19 protein-coding genes are annotated in these 17,501 nt (G+C 37.1%); all 19 read left to right on the top strand.

Annotated elements, in window-relative coordinates; genetic code table 11:
• Positions 1-3 precede the first annotated feature (3 nt).
• Positions 4-723: a YphF family lipoprotein gene (locus NST91_RS10150; RefSeq protein ID WP_341331035.1), complete on the top strand. Its 720-nt coding sequence runs from the start codon at positions 4-6 to the stop codon at positions 721-723.
• Positions 724-990: 267 nt separating this feature from the next.
• Positions 991-2,469 carry a stage IV sporulation protein A gene (gene spoIVA, locus NST91_RS10155; protein WP_121448992.1) on the top strand — a complete coding sequence of 493 codons (1,479 nt, stop codon included), beginning with the start codon at positions 991-993 and terminating at the stop codon, positions 2,467-2,469.
• A gap of 289 nt (positions 2,470-2,758) precedes the next feature.
• Positions 2,759-3,031 carry a non-specific DNA-binding protein Hbs gene (gene hbs, locus NST91_RS10160; protein WP_077618610.1) on the top strand — a complete coding sequence of 91 codons (273 nt, stop codon included), beginning with the start codon at positions 2,759-2,761 and terminating at the stop codon, positions 3,029-3,031.
• Between the two features lie 151 nt (positions 3,032-3,182).
• Positions 3,183-3,749, top strand: a complete 567-nt coding sequence (gene folE / locus NST91_RS10165; protein ID WP_341331036.1) for a GTP cyclohydrolase I FolE — start codon at positions 3,183-3,185, stop codon at positions 3,747-3,749.
• A gap of 115 nt (positions 3,750-3,864) precedes the next feature.
• Positions 3,865-4,095: a trp RNA-binding attenuation protein MtrB gene (gene mtrB / locus NST91_RS10170; RefSeq protein WP_121448990.1), complete on the top strand. Its 231-nt coding sequence runs from the start codon at positions 3,865-3,867 to the stop codon at positions 4,093-4,095.
• Between the two features lie 146 nt (positions 4,096-4,241).
• Positions 4,242-5,057: a heptaprenyl diphosphate synthase component 1 gene (locus NST91_RS10175; RefSeq protein WP_341331037.1), complete on the top strand. Its 816-nt coding sequence runs from the start codon at positions 4,242-4,244 to the stop codon at positions 5,055-5,057.
• A 2-nt stretch (positions 5,058-5,059) separates the two neighbouring features.
• A complete protein-coding gene (locus tag NST91_RS10180) occupies positions 5,060-5,764 on the top strand; it encodes a demethylmenaquinone methyltransferase (protein ID WP_341331038.1) in 705 nt (234 codons plus the stop codon).
• 39 nt (positions 5,765-5,803) lie between these two features.
• Positions 5,804-6,766 (top strand): heptaprenyl diphosphate synthase component II, encoded by a 963-nt coding sequence (gene hepT / locus NST91_RS10185; RefSeq protein ID WP_341331039.1) that lies wholly within the window; start codon positions 5,804-5,806, stop codon positions 6,764-6,766.
• Between the two features lie 170 nt (positions 6,767-6,936).
• Positions 6,937-7,383: a nucleoside-diphosphate kinase gene (gene ndk / locus NST91_RS10190; RefSeq protein WP_099351695.1), complete on the top strand. Its 447-nt coding sequence runs from the start codon at positions 6,937-6,939 to the stop codon at positions 7,381-7,383.
• 92 nt (positions 7,384-7,475) lie between these two features.
• Positions 7,476-8,249 carry a CheR family methyltransferase gene (locus tag NST91_RS10195; RefSeq protein ID WP_341331040.1) on the top strand — a complete coding sequence of 258 codons (774 nt, stop codon included), beginning with the start codon at positions 7,476-7,478 and terminating at the stop codon, positions 8,247-8,249.
• A gap of 234 nt (positions 8,250-8,483) precedes the next feature.
• Positions 8,484-9,656 carry a chorismate synthase gene (aroC, locus tag NST91_RS10200; protein WP_341331041.1) on the top strand — a complete coding sequence of 391 codons (1,173 nt, stop codon included), beginning with the start codon at positions 8,484-8,486 and terminating at the stop codon, positions 9,654-9,656.
• The gene (gene aroB, locus NST91_RS10205; protein ID WP_341331042.1) at positions 9,656-10,735 is read left to right on the top strand and encodes a 3-dehydroquinate synthase; all 1,080 of its coding nucleotides are present in this window, start codon (positions 9,656-9,658) and stop codon (positions 10,733-10,735) included. Before aroC ends, aroB begins: the two co-directional genes overlap by 1 nt.
• 34 nt (positions 10,736-10,769) lie before the next feature.
• A complete protein-coding gene (gene aroH, locus NST91_RS10210) occupies positions 10,770-11,144 on the top strand; it encodes a chorismate mutase (protein WP_121448983.1) in 375 nt (124 codons plus the stop codon).
• A gap of 286 nt (positions 11,145-11,430) precedes the next feature.
• Positions 11,431-12,948 carry an anthranilate synthase component I gene (trpE, locus tag NST91_RS10215; protein ID WP_341331043.1) on the top strand — a complete coding sequence of 506 codons (1,518 nt, stop codon included), beginning with the start codon at positions 11,431-11,433 and terminating at the stop codon, positions 12,946-12,948.
• Positions 12,941-13,975, top strand: coding sequence for an anthranilate phosphoribosyltransferase (gene trpD / locus NST91_RS10220; RefSeq protein ID WP_341331044.1), 1,035 nt, complete (start codon positions 12,941-12,943; stop codon positions 13,973-13,975). Before trpE ends, trpD begins: the two co-directional genes overlap by 8 nt.
• Positions 13,956-14,735: an indole-3-glycerol phosphate synthase TrpC gene (trpC, locus tag NST91_RS10225; RefSeq protein ID WP_341331045.1), complete on the top strand. Its 780-nt coding sequence runs from the start codon at positions 13,956-13,958 to the stop codon at positions 14,733-14,735. Before trpD ends, trpC begins: the two co-directional genes overlap by 20 nt.
• Positions 14,716-15,372 carry a phosphoribosylanthranilate isomerase gene (locus NST91_RS10230; RefSeq protein ID WP_341331046.1) on the top strand — a complete coding sequence of 219 codons (657 nt, stop codon included), beginning with the start codon at positions 14,716-14,718 and terminating at the stop codon, positions 15,370-15,372. Before trpC ends, NST91_RS10230 begins: the two co-directional genes overlap by 20 nt.
• Complete coding sequence (trpB, locus tag NST91_RS10235; protein ID WP_341331047.1) at positions 15,353-16,585, top strand: tryptophan synthase subunit beta; 1,233 nt, start codon at positions 15,353-15,355, stop codon at positions 16,583-16,585. Before NST91_RS10230 ends, trpB begins: the two co-directional genes overlap by 20 nt.
• Complete coding sequence (gene trpA / locus NST91_RS10240; RefSeq protein ID WP_341331048.1) at positions 16,548-17,375, top strand: tryptophan synthase subunit alpha; 828 nt, start codon at positions 16,548-16,550, stop codon at positions 17,373-17,375. The genes trpB and trpA overlap by 38 nt, the downstream gene beginning before the upstream one ends.
• The last annotated feature ends 126 nt before the right edge of the window (positions 17,376-17,501 follow it).

Consider the following 17,501-nt stretch of genomic DNA (forward strand, 5'->3'; position numbering starts at 1 on the left):
ATTATGAAAGTTACGTTACAACTGATGGTAATTGTTTTTTCTTTATCATTACTTACGGGATGCTTGTATCCAAAAGAAAAGCTTACTGAAAACCAAATTCCATATGAAGACCAGGTTGCGGATGTTCAGAAAGCAGTTGACAAATTCAAAGAGGATAATGGTGGGCTCTTACCAATCAAAACAAGAGACATGGAGACTCCTTTATATCAAAAATATCCGATTGATTTTACTCGGCTTTCACCCAAGTACATAGCTGAACCTCCTGGTAATGCATATGAAACTGGTGGAGTTTATTTATATGTTTTAGTAAATGTAGAAACAAATCCAACTGTTAAACTTCTAGATGTACGAATTTCAGAAGAAATTAGTGAACTAAATTTACGAGTAGAAATGTATCGTTCATCAAATGGGTATGCACCATTTAAAGAACAACTTCAAACAGGTATATTTACTTTGGATTATAGCAAGCTAGGATTGAAAGAAGAACCGTTTGTGGTAAGTCCTTTTTCAGGGAAAAACTTACCACTCTTGATAACAAACACAAATGAGATTATTGTAGACTATCGTATGGATTTATATGAGTATTTAACAAAACATGAGCATACCTACCAATCAGGTGATGATATTCGGGATATTTTAGTTGAACATTCAATGTTTGTTCCTGTAAATTCCCACCCCACTACGATTGATGATAATAATGAACCAATATTTTTAAATAAATAAGTCATGAACCCTTCTTTTAGACATAAACTCTAAGAGAAGGGTTTTTATTTTGTAAATTATGTTCAAAAAGTGTAAGAAAAATAGCTTACTAGTGTAGTTTTCATTCATCTTTTTGAACTCAACTTTGCTGCTACATATTATGGGGGGAATTTTTTTCTAGAAATAGTCATATTTAATTAGGACAACGTCATACAAATATAATGTCCTAGAATATGTAGTAAACGGATATAATTATCCCAAGAATTGTAAAATCGGGAGGGATCACACTTGGAAAAGGTAGATATTTTTAAAGATATCGCTGAGCGCACCGGTGGCGATATATATTTAGGAGTCGTTGGTGCAGTTAGAACTGGCAAATCCACTTTCATAAAGAAGTTCATGGAATTAGTAGTTTTACCAAATATCGGTAGTGAGGCAGATAAGGCACGTGCACAGGATGAGCTGCCACAAAGTGCTGCAGGAAGAACAATTATGACAACAGAACCAAAATTTGTTCCAAACCAAGCTGTTTCTGTACATGTTGAAGAAGGACTTAATGTTAACATTCGCCTTGTGGATTGTGTGGGATACACGGTTCCGGGTGCAAAGGGCTATGAGGATGAAAATGGGCCTCGTATGATAAACACTCCTTGGTATGAAGAGCCGATTCCTTTTCATGAAGCAGCTGAAATTGGCACGAGAAAAGTAATTCAGGAGCATTCTACAATTGGGGTAGTAGTAACAACAGACGGCTCAATTGGGGAGATTCCTAGAAGAGATTATATTGAAGCAGAAGAGAGGGTTATTGAGGAACTTAAAGAGGTAGGAAAACCATTTATTATGGTTATTAACACAGTTCATCCTCATCACCCAGAGACAGATGCGCTTCGTCAAGAGTTAAATGAAAAGTACGATATTCCAGTTTTAGCGATGAGTGTTGAAAGTATGCGTGAAGCAGATGTTTTCAATGTTCTACGCGAAGCACTTTATGAGTTCCCGGTATTAGAGGTAAATGTTAATCTACCTAGCTGGGTAATGGTCTTAAGAGAAGATCATTGGTTAAGGGAAAGCTATCAAGATGCTGTGAAGGATACTGTTCAGGATATCAAGCGGTTACGAGATGTTGATCGAGTTGTAGGGCAATTTAGTGAATATGACTTTATTGACCAAGCAAGCTTGGCTGGTATCGAAATGGGGCAGGGTGTAGCTGAAATTGATTTATATGCTCCAGATGATCTATATGATCAAATCCTTAAAGAAGTGGTGGGTGTTGAAATCCGCGGAAAAGATCATCTCTTACAGTTAATGCAGGACTTTGCACATGCAAAAGCAGAGTATGATCAAGTGGCAGATGCACTAAAAATGGTGAAACAAACGGGTTATGGAATTGCAGCACCAGCGTTATCTGACATGAGTCTTGATGAGCCTGAAATTATTCGACAAGGTTCCCGATTTGGGGTTCGCTTAAAGGCTGTTGCGCCTTCTATTCACATGATTAAGGTTGATGTAGAATCTGAATTTGCTCCGATTATAGGTACAGAAAAACAAAGTGAAGAATTGGTCCGATATTTAATGCAAGACTTTGAAGATGATCCACTTTCTATCTGGAATTCAGACATATTTGGAAGATCATTAAGCTCCATTGTACGCGAAGGTATTCAAGCGAAATTATCATTAATGCCTGAAAATGCGCGCTACAAGCTTAAAGAAACTCTTGAAAGAATCATTAACGAAGGTTCGGGCGGATTAATTGCTATCATATTATAGGATAATGGCTCCTCACAAGGGAGTCTTTTTTTATGCAATAAAGAGGAGGATTTGCTTACGAAACACTTATATGATAAGCTTTTTACAAAAAAATAGAGCCGAATTGGTGAAATATACATAAAAAGGTAAAATTTCTGTTGAAATATATTGAATTATGTCTAATAATCGTTTATTATAAGGCATGTTAGTATCAGACTAACGTTGAAGACACTTGATGACACAAGACTCGCAGAACAATGAATAATCACTCATATTGAATGAATAGCATATTTGGGAGGAGGTGAATGTCATGAACAAAACAGATTTAGTTAATGCGGTGGCTGAAAGTGCTGAACTATCTAAGAAGGATGCTACAAAAGCTGTTGATGCAGTTTTTGATTCAATTCTTGAAGCCCTTAAAGGTGGAGACAAAGTTCAGTTAATCGGATTTGGTAACTTTGAGGTGCGTGAGCGTGCTGCACGTAAAGGTCGTAATCCTCAAACTGGTGAAGAAATCGAAATTGCTGCTAGCAAGGTTCCTGCATTTAAACCAGGAAAGGCGCTTAAGGATGCAGTAAAATAATTTTACATAGAAACTATGTGAAAGATATAAAATTGAATTACAAAAAAGAGTCGTTTCTTACGGCTCTTTTTATTTTTGTTTTCTGTACATAATTATGCTAGAATCAATTGACTAGTAGTATGTAATGTAAAATGAAGAGGGGTTGGCTAAAATGACTTCCATTGACTATAAAAAAATAGAGCAGGCAGTAACCATGATTTTAGAAGCAATCGGTGAAGATCCAGAGAGAGAAGGACTAGTCGATACGCCAAAAAGAGTTTCTAAAATGTATGCGGAGGTATTCTCTGGTCTACAAGATGACCCGAAAGAATATTTTCAGACCATTTTCGGTGAGGAACATGAAGAGTTAGTGCTTGTCAAAGACATCCCATTTTACTCAATGTGTGAGCACCATCTTGTCCCGTTTTATGGTCACGCACATGTTGCCTACATTCCTAAAGGTGGTAAAGTAACTGGCTTAAGTAAGCTTGCACGAGCCGTAGAAGCAGTCGCTAAAAGACCTCAATTGCAAGAGAGAATTACCTCAACAATTGCAGACTCTATTGTTGAAACCTTACATCCTCATGGGGTAATGGTAGTAATTGAAGCAGAACATATGTGTATGACAATGCGGGGAGTAAAAAAACCAGGAGCAAAAACAGTAACTTCTGCTGTTCGTGGAATATTACAAAAAGACCCAGCTGCGCGAAGTGAGGTATTATCTTTAATTAAGAATTGACATACGTAATGAATTACGAGATAGTAAAAATAATGTGGATTTCACTCATTTTCCATTAAATGTGGAATGAGTTGAAAAAATTTCCTTTACATAGCATTCATAGGAGTGAAGAAGGATGAGTAATAATTCAAACTCAGAATTTATTGTAATTAAAGCAGTGGAAGATGGAGTCAATGTAATCGGTTTAACGAGAGGATCTGATACACGCTTCCATCATTCGGAGAAATTAGATAGAGGCGAAGTAATGATTGCCCAATTTACTGAACATACTTCAGCAATTAAGGTTCGTGGCCATGCAATTATTCAAACTAGCCATGGAGAAACTGAATCTGATTCCAAAAAATAAAGCAGGTTATTCCTGCTTTTTCTTTTGGATTGCATAAAACTAAGGGAAAAACTATGGGATATATGTTATAATTAACGTTGTTTTAAAGAGACTAATATAAAGACCTTCAAAATAGAAAATCTATTATTTAAATTGGGGAAACAAGGGTGATTGATTTGCATGACATCAAGGAAATAGTTGCCAATCTTAAGGAGCGTATTGAGGTTAAAACAAGACATTCATACCTTCAAAGATATATGGAAACACCTAGCATAGATGAAGATAAGATTTTATTATTGAATTCGATATGCGAGGATTTACTTTTGCCAAAAGAGCAATTGGAAAACTATATAGTAACAACTATGCTTGTTCAACAGGCATTGGATACCCATGAATCAGTCCCCAATCGATTATCCTATTCAGATGAACGCATGCGCAGTCAACAGTTGGCTGTATTGGCGGGAGATTATTTTAGCGGATTATATTATAAACTTCTGGCTCAGGTCTCCGATATAAACTTCATTCGAGTACTTGCAGAAGGAATTAAAGAAGTAAATGAAGCAAAAATTTATTTGTACCAAATGGACAATGAAAATATAGACAAGCTTTTTAATTGTGTAACTACTGTGGAGTCGGCCATTTTTCAAAAAATTATAAAAAGCTTTCAAATAATAAAATGGGAAGAACTCATTTTGAATTTTTTATTATTAAAAAGACTACTGCGCGAACGCGAACAGTATCTGGAAAACGGGAATTCAATTCTCTTCAAGACGCTAAAGAAAATCGTTTTTCAGCATGAAAAACATGATCATGAGACACAAGTAATGATCGTTTTTAACAGGCAGCTTTCTGTTGTAACAAATAAGCTGGATCAGATTTTAGCAAAGAACCCAAAAATGAACAGTATCTTATTAAATCGAATTAATGAGTTACGATTTGAAGGTGCTTCAATATCAATGAATAAGATTGTGGAAGAAGGGTAATTATGGAGCAATCTAAAGAACAGCGTGTACACCATGTGTTTGAAAAAATATATAAAAATTATGACCAAATGAATTCCGTGATTAGCTTCCAACAACATAAAGCCTGGCGTAAGGATACAATGAAAAGAATGGATGTCCAAAAAGGCTCATCCGCATTAGATCTATGTTGTGGAACTGCAGATTGGACGATTGCGCTTGCAGAAGCAGTGGGTCCTAATGGGAAAGTAGTTGGTCTAGATTTCAGTAAAAATATGTTAAAAATTGGCCAAGAGAAGGTTGTTAATCTGCAATTAGATCAGGTTAAATTGGTACATGGAAACGCGATGGAACTGCCGTTTGAGGATAATTCCTTTGACTATGTAACAATTGGCTTTGGTTTAAGAAATGTACCAGACTATATGACCGTTTTAAAAGAAATGCAAAGGGTAGTAAAACCTGGTGGCAAGGTTGTTTGTTTAGAAACTTCACAACCAACAATGATTGGATTTCGTCAATTATACTTTTTCTATTTTCGTTTTATTATGCCAGTTTTCGGAAAACTTTTTGCGAAAAGCTATCAGGAATATTCATGGTTACAAGAATCTGCACGTGATTTTCCAGGCATGAAAGAACTAGCAAATATGTTCCGAGAAGCAGGCTTAAAGGACATTGAAGTTAAACCGTACACTTTGGGTGTAGCTGCTATGCATTTAGGGTATAAGAAATAATATTTTCGCGTCATATTTTTGTAAACTAAGGTGAAACTCATGAAATTATCTTTGATGTATTCGTATTTGAATACAGATTTAGCTATTATAGAAAAGGAACTGGAGGCTTCCATCAAAGGGGAGCATCCTGTTCTTCAGCAAGCTGGATTGCATTTATTGCAATCAGGTGGAAAACGATTACGACCTGTTTTTGTCCTATTAGGTGGCAAATTCGGTAAGTATGATATTAATGTGATTAAAAACGTAGCCGTAACACTTGAGCTTATTCATACAGCATCGCTTGTCCATGATGATGTGATTGATGACGCGGACCTACGTCGTGGCAAGCCTACCATTAAAGCCAAATGGGACAATAAAATTGCAATGTATGCAGGAGATTATATACTAGGAAGTTCTCTAGAGATCATCACGAAACTTGATAATCCTTTATTACATAAACTTCTTGCTCATACAATCGTCGAGGTGTGTTTAGGTGAGATTGAGCAAATTAAAGATAAATACCGGTTTGATCAAGACTTACGATGTTATTTGCGTCGTATAAAACGGAAAACGGCCCTATTAATCGCAAGTAGCTGCCAACTAGGAGCAGTTGCGGCGGGTGTTCCTTCTGATATTCATAAAAAACTTTATTTATTTGGCTATTATGTTGGAATGGCCTTTCAAATTACAGATGATATTCTTGATTTTACAGGCACTGATCAACAACTAGGCAAACCTGCTGGTAGTGACTTGATGCAAGGGAATATTACATTGCCAGTTCTTTATGCGATGAATGATGCGAAACTTAAAGACCTTATTACTCAAGTTTCAGAACATACAACATCTGACGAAATTAAACCATTAATCACGTTGATTAAACAATCAAATGCAATCAAACAATCTGAGGCTATAAGTAACCGTTATTTAGATAAAGCGTATAAGGTATTAGAGGAATTACCTTCTGGTCGTGCTAGAAATACACTATATAATATTGCAAAATATATCGGAAAAAGAAAATTTTAAAGTTACTTGGCCTCTTTGTAACTTACCTCGTGTTGTCATTAAAAAACTGAGCGCTAAAACCAAAAGTGTATTTAATGAATACAGTTGCAAACCAATCGAAATAGTGTTACTATTTTGATTGGTCGCTAAAAAATGACTATTATACATATTTTGGTGGGGTGGAGAGAATTATGGAAAAAACGTTTTTAATGGTTAAACCTGATGGAGTCCAACGTCAATTAATAGGTGAGATTGTATCACGCTTCGAAAGAAAGGGCTTTCAATTAGTAGGGGCAAAACTAATGGTAATTTCTGAAGAACTTGCTGGAGAACATTATGGTGAGCACAAAGAGCGTCCATTCTTTGGAGAGCTTGTAGATTTCATCACTTCTGGTCCTGTATTTGCAATGGTCTGGCAAGGTGAGAATGTAATTGCAACTGCACGTCAAATGATGGGTGCAACAAATCCGAAGGATGCCCTTCCAGGAACAATTCGTGGTGATTTTGGATTAACTGTTGGAAAGAATGTAATTCACGGTTCTGATTCACCGGCAAGTGCTGAGCGTGAAATCGCACTTTTCTTCAAAGAAGAAGAAGTAGCGGCATACGAAAAGCTTATTAATAACTGGATTTATTAATCCATCAAAAACCAGCTCTAATAGGGCTGGTTTTTCTTAAGGAACCTTTCATTATCAACACCAAAACTATGTATAGTTTTTAGGAGATCGCTATGAACACAGATTACATCACTTTTACCCACCAAATAAAAAGAAAAACAGGTATCGATTTGCGTTTATATAAGGAAGCTCAAATGCTAAGAAGACTTACATCGTTATATGAAAAAAGAGGATTTACGAGTTTTGTTGATTACTATAAGGGTATTGAAAAGGACAATGAACTATTTCACGAATTTTTGGATCGTATGACAATAAATGTATCGGAATTTTATCGAAATGCAAAAAGATGGGAAATACTAGAGAGAAAGATTCTCCCAAAACTTATAGAAAAAAATCGAAATCTTAAAGTATGGAGTGCCGCGTGTTCTGCAGGTGAGGAGCCTTACACCCTAGCAATGATACTTTCGAAGTTTTTACCTTTACACAAAGTATCGATTCTAGCTACAGATATTGATGAAAATATACTAGCAAGAGCAAAGCTTGGTGTGTACTCTGAGCGTGCACTTCAGGAGCTCCCAAATCATATGAAAAATCATTTTTTCACGCAAAAGGATACTTTCTATCATATTAATTCTGAGATTAAAAAGTCGGTGACCTTTAGAAAGCAAAATTTGCTATCAGACTCATTCGATGCTGATTTTGATCTAATCGTTTGTCGTAATGTCTTGATTTATTTTACAGAAGAGGCTAAAGATATGGTATACAAGAAGTTTAGTAATGCATTGAAAAGTGACGGGATATTGTTTGTTGGAAGTACTGAACAAATTTTTAATCCTGGTTCATATCATTTAGAAACCGAAGATACATTTTTTTATCGAAAAAAATAAAGCATGTAAAATAAAGCGTCAGAAAAATGACAAATCTAATAATGTTTGCTACGATATAGTAATCGAATTTGCCTCTGGGTGAATTCTTTTTCTTTATCATAATGTATATAAATCATAGAAATTTTTGAAAAAATCTATCCGGAATTATAGAGATTATGATATATTGGTACATAATCGCTTTAAATTACGAAAGTGAAATTCTTTTTCACGATTACATATAAGGGGGAAACACACATGAGATACTTAACAGCTGGTGAATCACATGGGCCACAGCTTACAACCATACTTGAAGGTGTACCTGCTGGTCTTGAACTTACTGCAGAAGATATAAACTTTGAACTTGCTAGACGTCAAAAAGGACACGGACGAGGCAGAAGAATGCAAATCGAAAAGGACCAAGTGAAAATTGCAAGTGGCATTAGGCACGGTAAAACATTAGGTTCTCCAATTGCATTAGTCGTTGAAAACAATGACTGGAAACACTGGACGAAAATTATGGGTATCGAACCTATTACTGATGATGAGGCAGAAGATATTAAGCGTAAAATTACACGTCCACGCCCTGGACATGCAGACCTCAATGGAGCAATCAAATACGGACATCGCGATATGAGAAATGTTCTTGAAAGATCTTCAGCTCGTGAAACGACAGTACGAGTTGCAGCTGGAGCAGTAGCTAAAAAATTCTTGGCATCTCTAGGGATTCAGGTTGCTGGCCATGTATTAGAAATTGGGGGAGTACGTGCGAAGAATATTACCTATTCAACCCTAGAAGAATTGAAAACAAAGACCGAAGAATCTTCAGTTAGATGTATGGATGAGGAAGCGGGCGTTCAAATGATGAATGCCATTGATGAAGCAAAGAAAAATGGTGACTCCATCGGTGGTATTGTTGAAGTCATCGTTGAAGGTGTACCTGCAGGCGTAGGAAGCTATGTTCATTATGACCGTAAACTGGATTCGAAAATTGCTGCAGCAATGGTAAGTATCAATGCCTTTAAAGGTGTTGAGTTTGGTATTGGATTTGAGGCAGCTAGAATTCCTGGAAGTCAGGTTCATGATGAGATCATTTGGGATAAAGAAGCTGGATATAAGCGAAGAACCAATAATTTGGGCGGCTTTGAAGGCGGTATGACAAACGGTATGCCTATTGTAGTACGAGGTGTAATGAAGCCAATTCCAACTCTTTATAAGCCATTAAAAAGCGTTGATATTGAAACAAAAGAAGTATTTGAAGCAAGTATTGAACGGTCTGATAGCTGTGCAGTACCTGCCGCATCCGTAGTCGCTGAGGCAGTTGTGGCTTGGGAAGTTGCAAACGCAATTGTTGAACAATTCGGACAAGATAGAATCGATTTAATTCAAGAAAATGTAGCGAAAATGCGTGAGTATTCGAGGGAATTCTAATGGACCAGTTAACCATAGCAACAAAATCGAAATCCTATCCAATGTACATTGGAACTGATATTATCAATCTTTTGCCACAAGTTATAAAGGATACCTGTAAATCGGTATCAAAGGTACTTGTTATAAGTGATGAATCGGTTGCTTCACTATATTTAGAGGAAGTAAAAGATATCCTTCATGCCCAATTCGACGAGCCGTTATCGTTTGTTATTCCCGCTGGCGAAAGTGCAAAATCATTTGAAATGTATTATCAATGTCAGACTTTTGCGTTGGAATATGGGTTAGACCGTTCATCGGTAATTCTTGCATTAGGAGGAGGTGTTGTTGGCGATTTAGCAGGTTTTGTCGCGGCAACATTCATGCGTGGCATCCCATTTATCCAAATTCCAACTACATTGCTTGCACATGACAGTGCAGTTGGAGGGAAGGTTGCCATTAATCATGAACTAGGAAAAAATATGATTGGTGCTTTTCATCAACCGAATGCGGTATTATATGATATTGATTTAATGAAAACATTGCCAAAAATCGAGCTTCGTTCAGGCTTTGCAGAGGTCATTAAGCATGGATTAATTTGGGATCCGGAGTTTTATGAGTGGTTAACTGAAAACATTACATCTTTAGACGATTTAAAGGGTGAAAAGCTTCAATACGCTGTATTAAAAGGTGTAGCCGTAAAGGCAAAAGTTGTTTCGGAGGACGAACAAGAAAAAGGACTGCGTGCCATCTTAAACTTTGGGCATACCTTAGGTCATGCTATTGAAGCTGAATCTGGTTATGGAAAGATTACCCATGGAGATGGCGTTGCAATTGGGATGATTTTTGCATTAAAGGTAAGCGAAAAAATCTTTAATAGTAATCTATCATCTGAAAAAATAAAGGAATGGTTTAGCTTATTTGGGTTCCCAACCAGCATTCCTGAACATTTAGAAGTTGATAAATTACTTGAACGAATGAAGCATGATAAAAAAGCTACCTCAGGAAAAGTAAAAATGGTCTTGTTAAAAAATATTGGGGAAACTGTTATTCAAGATATAGAAGATGAGCATCTACTCCGTTTCTTAAAGGATTTTATTTAAGATAAGATGTCTTATGCAAAAAGGAGGAGTGTAAATGATAAGGGGAATACGTGGCGCCACCACTATAAAAGAAAATAATAGACAAGAAATATTAACAGCTACTGAACAGCTACTGCGTGACATGATCATTGAAAACCACATTGAAGCTGCAGATGTGGCACAAATTGTATTTTCAGTCACCGATGATATTGATGCAGCTTTTCCTGCTGCAGCGGCAAGACAAATTGATGGATGGACATTTGTTCCAGTAATGAGTATGAGAGAAATCCCTGTACCGGGTTCATTGCCAATGTGTATACGCATATTAATGACTGTGAATACAACTGCAAAACAAGAAGAAATCAATCATGTATACCAAAATGGAGCGATTGTCTTAAGACCAGACCTTTCAACCGTACAAGGTAAATAAAACTATACATTGACAAATTGAAGATGTATATGATAAGTTTAGTTACAATATTTGATAAAGTTAGAGTTTAGTAAGTTTTCTGAGAAGTTTAGAGTTGAGTTTAGGGTAGATGAGAATGAGAGAGTTTAGCCGAGGTTAGCAGAGTTTAGTTATGTTACTTCTACCCAAAGATACCAATGTGTCTTTGGGTTGTTTATTTTTATCGTTTTTTTTATAAAAAAGCGATTCCAATCTTCAAATACCTCCTAAATCCTCATTCTCCATATTTTATGGAGGAGTGAGCTGAATGAATACGTATGATTTTTCCTCGTTTGCGTCCGATGCAAAACAATATCGGACAATTCCGATTGTCAAACGTTTCTTAGTGGATACGTTGACACCCATTCAAATTTTTCAAAACCTAGAAAATGAAGCATCTTTTCTGCTTGAAAGTAAGGATCACGAATCCGAGTGGTCTAGGTATTCATTTATTGGCTTAAAGCCATTCCTGTTTATGGATGAAAATAAAGGTCACTATTACGTGAAAAATGAAAACCAGCAAAGCTTAGTGAAGAAACCAACGATGAAGGATGCATTCAACTGGATTAAGGATTACCTTGCCTTAAAGCCGCTGGATATCGAAATCCCCTTTTATGGAGGGGCAGTTGGGTATATTGGGTATGATGCAATTTCTACTTTTGAAAAGGTAGATGAGCACTCAAACAATGATTTAAACATGGAACGCTATCAATTTTTCTTTTGTGAAACGATTTTAGCGTTAGACCATCATTCACGCGAGTTAATTGTCGTTCATTTTGTTCGATTAAATGGTGGTGAAGATGAGCGGATTCAAAAAGCTGTTTTCGAACATGCTCGCTCAAAAATCAACATGTATTTGTCCCGTATTGTTCAAAACAAAGAACAAAGTGAAATGTTATTACTACCAAAATTACATGAAATACCGAATGTAAGAGATATAAAAACGAACTTCGAAAAACAGGATTTTCTAGATGCTGTTGTTAAAATAAAGGACTATATCACGGATGGAGATATTTTTCAGGCGGTTTTATCACAACGCTTTGAAATTCCGGTCTCAGTAAGTGGATTTCAGCTATACCGAATCTTACGAATGGTAAACCCCTCACCATATTTGTTTTATATCAAGATTAATGATATTGAAATCGTAGGAAGCTCACCAGAGCGTTTAATCAAAGTTCATAATAAACATCTTGAGATTCATCCAATTGCAGGTACAAGACGTAGAGGGAAGACGAAAGAAGAAGATGAAGCACTTGCATCGGAATTGCTTCAGGATGAAAAAGAGATGGCAGAGCATTATATGCTAGTCGATTTAGCACGTAATGATATTGGCAGGGTATCTACATTTGGTTCTGTTAAAACTCCTGTATTAATGGAAATTGGTCGATTTTCACATGTGATGCACATTATCTCAAAGGTCACAGGTGAATTAGATGAGAAAATTGATCCATTAGATGCGTTACAAGCAGCTTTCCCAGCAGGTACTGTATCTGGAGCACCTAAAATTCGAGCCATGCAAATTATCTCAGAGCTGGAACCAACGGCTCGAAACTTATATGCTGGCACAATTGCTTATATAGGCTTTGATGGAAATATAGATTCCTGTATTACAATTCGGACGGCGATTATAAAAGATGGTATTGCTTACGTTCAGGCGGGAGCAGGAATCGTTGCCGATTCAGTTCCAGAACACGAGTGGATGGAAACTGTAAATAAAGCAAGTGCCTTAATTCAAACAATCCAATTAGCAGAAGAAGCATTCGATAAGGAGGATATTCATGTTTAAACAACTTTTAAATAAATGTATTACTGGCGAGGTATTAACAGAAGAAGAAAGCTATCGAGTGATGGACGTGATTATGTCTGGTGATGCAACTGCAAGCCAAATTGCAAGTTTACTTTCAATCCTTCGTTTTCGTGGCGAAACAGTCGATGAAATTACTGGCTTTGCAAGAGCGATGAGGGAGCATATGATGCAGCTCGATTATGAAAGTGATCAAGTAATAGACACTTGTGGGACAGGTGGGGATGGTGCTTCTACATTTAATATTTCAACTGCAGCTGCAATTATTGTATCTTCCATAGGAATAAAAGTTGCAAAGCACGGAAATCGAGCAGTGTCATCAAAAAGTGGTAGTGCGGATGTTTTAGAATATTTAGGTGTTGAGATTCAATCAACCAAAGAAGAAGCGAAAGATGCATTAAATAAACGAAATATGAGCTTTTTATTTGCACCTATCTATCATGCTGCGATGAAGCATGCCGTCACTCCAAGACAGGAAATTGGATTTCGAACCATTTTTAACCTATTAGGGCCGATGGCAAACCCAGCCAGATGTAAAAGGCAAGTACTAGGTGTGTACTCAACAGAGTACGCTGAAAAAATGGCATATGCCCTTCAGAAACTCGGTTCTGAGCATATTTTATTTGTTTCAGGACGTGATGGACTTGATGAATGCAGTATTACAACTGAAACAGATATTGTGGAACTTAAAGACGGAGAGATTACAAGATTTGTTCTCTCACCTGAAGATGTCGACCTTCCCCGTGGAAATATGAAGGACATTCAAGTATCTTCCGTGGTTGAGAGCGCAAACCTTCTGCGGGATGTTTTGTATGGAAGAGCCAATCAAAGTGCAACGAATATTGTTTTATTAAATGCTGGTGCAGCTATTTATATCTCAGGAAAAGCGAACAGTATTCGTGAAGGTGTTGAAATGGCAAGAGAGGCTCTTGTAATGGGAATAGCAAGGAACCAATTTGAACAGCTAAGAAATCGTGAGGTGGAGTATTTTGCTAAACAAAATTCTTGAACAGAAAAAAATAGAAGTTAAAAACATTAAATATCCTGAGATTGACAGTGCTGTTAAACGAATTTCTCTATATGAAGCACTCTCTAATCCTAATCGATCCCTTGGTATCATTGCTGAGGTGAAAAAAGCATCACCTTCTAAGGGCGTGATCCGAGAAGATTTTCATCCAGTCAAGATTGGAACAGAATATGAAGCAGCAAAAGCGGATGCTATTTCAGTATTAACAGATGAACCATTTTTTCAGGGTTCAATTGAATATTTAATGGATATTAAGAAAAATGTAAATATTCCTGTTCTTCGAAAGGATTTTATCGTTGATGCAAAGCAGATAAAACAAAGTGAAAAAATCGGTGCAGATGCTATTTTATTAATTGGCGAAGCACTGGAGCCCAATCAATTACATGAATACTATTGTGAGGCATATGAAAAAGGCTTAGAGTGTCTTGTTGAAGTCCATTCTAGGGAAACGCTAGAGCAGGTTTGTAGCATTTTTACACCTAAAATCCTTGGTATTAATAATCGGAATTTGAAAGTATTTGAAACTTCGATTACACACACGAAGGAAATCGCAAAAGATGCTCCAGTAGATAGTCTTATTGTCAGTGAAAGTGGAATCCACACTCCACAGGATATTAAGTCCATTATGAAATATGGAGCAAAGGCAGCACTTATCGGAGAAGCATTTATGCGAGCAGAGTCCCCAGGAATTGGGATTAAGCAAATGTTTGGAGAGGTCCCTCATGCAACGTCCGCTTATTAAATATTGTGGAAATAAATCATTTGAGGACTTACAAGTGGTTGCTAAAAGCAATGCCGATTTTATCGGCTTTATTTTCGCATCCAGTAAGCGAAAAGTAAATCCTATTGAAGTGGAACAATGGTTACAAGAAATTGATCTGCAGGATAAACAAACCGTTGGGATCTTTGTTAATGCAGACTTGGAAGAGATAGAGACTGTATTGGAAAATGTACCTTTATCCGTTATCCAATGTCATGGTTCAGAGTCAGTTGATTTTATTAAACAACTAAAAAAGAAGACAGGGATTAATGTATGGAAGGTAATCCATCATGATGAACAAGCTCTTAGAACGATGGAGGAGTTTGCTGATGTAGCCGATGGTTATGTTGTTGATACAAAGATTGCAAATGTTTGGGGTGGCTCTGGTATCTCATTTGATTGGCAGTCAATTCCTATCTATCAACAAGAAGCAAGTCGACAAAGGGTTCCTTGTTTCATCGCAGGTGGAATAGGCCCTGAAAATATTGAAAGCCTACTAACCTATAAGATCGACGGGTTTGATATCTCGAGCGGGATTGAATATGCAGGTAAGAAAGATCAAACTATCATACAAACTATTGAGAAATGGGTGGATAAATTTGAAGAACGTACCAAATGAAAATGGTAGATTCGGAGACTTTGGTGGAAAATTTGTACCTGAAACATTAATGATGCCATTAGAAGAAATCGAAAGGGCATTAGACGAGGCATTTCAAGATGAAGAATTTCGTAACGAATATATTCGTATTTTAAAAGAATATTCAGGTCGACCTACAGCACTTACATATGCTGATCAGTTAACGAAAGAACTAGGTGGGGCGAAAATCTATTTAAAGCGTGAGGATTTAAATCATACTGGCGCACACAAAATCAACAATGCGATTGGTCAAGCGCTATTAGCAAAAAGAATGGGGAAGAAAAAAATAATAGCTGAAACAGGAGCTGGCCAACATGGTGTAGCAGCTGCTACAGTAGCCGCTAAATTTGGATTAGAATGTAAGGTTTTTATGGGTGTAGAGGATATTGAAAGGCAAAAGCTAAATGTGTTTCGAATGAGACTTTTAGGTGCTGAGGTCATTCCAGCCACAAGTGGGAATCAGACATTAAAGGATGCAACGAATGAAGCAATCCGTTACTGGGTACAAAATTGTGATGATCACTACTATATGATTGGCTCAGTAGTAGGTCCACATCCTTATCCAAAAATGGTCCGTGATTTCCAACGAATTATCGGTGATGAAGCAAAAGAACAGTTTTTAAAACGCGAAAATCAATTGCCTTCAACAGTCGTTGCCTGTGTAGGTGGCGGAAGTAATGCGATTGGGATGTTCTATCCGTTTCTAAATGATGATGTGCGTTTGGTCGGTGCTGAAGCAGCTGGAAAAGGTGTCGATACAATGTTACATGCAGCAACAATTACGAAAGGAACAAAAGGTATCATTCACGGGTCGCTAACGTATCTTCTTCAAGACGAGAACGGTCAAATTACAGAACCTTATTCTATATCTGCTGGGTTGGATTACCCTGGTGTTGGCCCTGAACATGCCTATCTTGCAAGCAGTGGAAGAGTGAAATATGAAAGTGTAACCGATCAAGAAGCTCTCGATGCATTGCAATTACTTACTCGTGTTGAAGGAATTATCCCAGCTATCGAATCCGCACATGCAATGGCCAAGGCCATCCAGTTGGCAAAAGAAATGTCACCAGAAGAATCAATCTTAGTTTGTTTATCCGGACGAGGAGACAAAGATGTTCACTCACTAATGACATATTTAGAAGAAAGGGGAGCTAAAAATGAACACAACCTTTACGAACCGGTTACCCAAGGCTGAAAAATTATTTATCCCATTTATCGTGGCAGGGGATCCTCATCCCGATGTGACAGTTGAAATTGCACTTACATTACAGGAGTCTGGTGCTTCAATCATAGAATTAGGGATACCATATTCAGATCCATTAGCAGACGGTCCTGTTATTCAAAGAGCATCTGGGCGTGCACTTAAAAATGGTGTTACATTAGAAAACTCAATGAAACTTGTTTCGGTTATGAGAAAAAAAGGTCTAAAAATTCCAGTAATTATCTTTACCTATTACAATCCTGTGCTACAATTAGGAGAAGAAAACTTCTTCGCTTTAGCGCAACAAAATGGTATTGACGGACTACTTGTTCCCGACCTTCCTTTTGAAGAAAGTGAAGACCTCAGAAGAAAATGTGAAAGTGAAGGGTTAAAATTTATCTCGTTAGTTGCGCCAACTTCTTCAAGTCGAATTGAAAAGATCGCTACAAATGCACAAGGATTTTTATATTGTGTTTCATCCCTTGGTGTAACAGGTGTTCGAAATTCGCTTAATAATGAGGTATACTCATTTTTACAAGAGGTAAAACGCTATAGCAATATTCCTGTAGCAGTTGGGTTTGGTATTTCTAATTCTTCTCAAGTAGAAGCACTTAAAGATTATTGTGATGGGGTGATCATGGGAAGTGCCCTTATCCAAAAGATTGAAGAGTATCTACCAGAATTAGTGAATGAAGAAACAAGAGCTACCGCCTTATCCCATTTTAAAATTTTTGTAGATGATGTATTGCATCCCATTAACTTTATTCAGCAGAAGACTGAATAAAGTTAAAGCCTCCGCGGATGCCACGATTTTTCAAAGGAAATTTTTCGATCCTAGATCAAAGACTAAGAACGCCACATCCTGTGGCAACGTCTTCATGACCCACTTCCTGTGGGCCTAAAAATCGGG

Source organism: Ferdinandcohnia sp. FSL W7-1320, from assembly GCF_038050315.1.
GTDB classification, from domain to species: domain Bacteria; phylum Bacillota; class Bacilli; order Bacillales; family Bacillaceae_L; genus Ferdinandcohnia; species Ferdinandcohnia aciditolerans.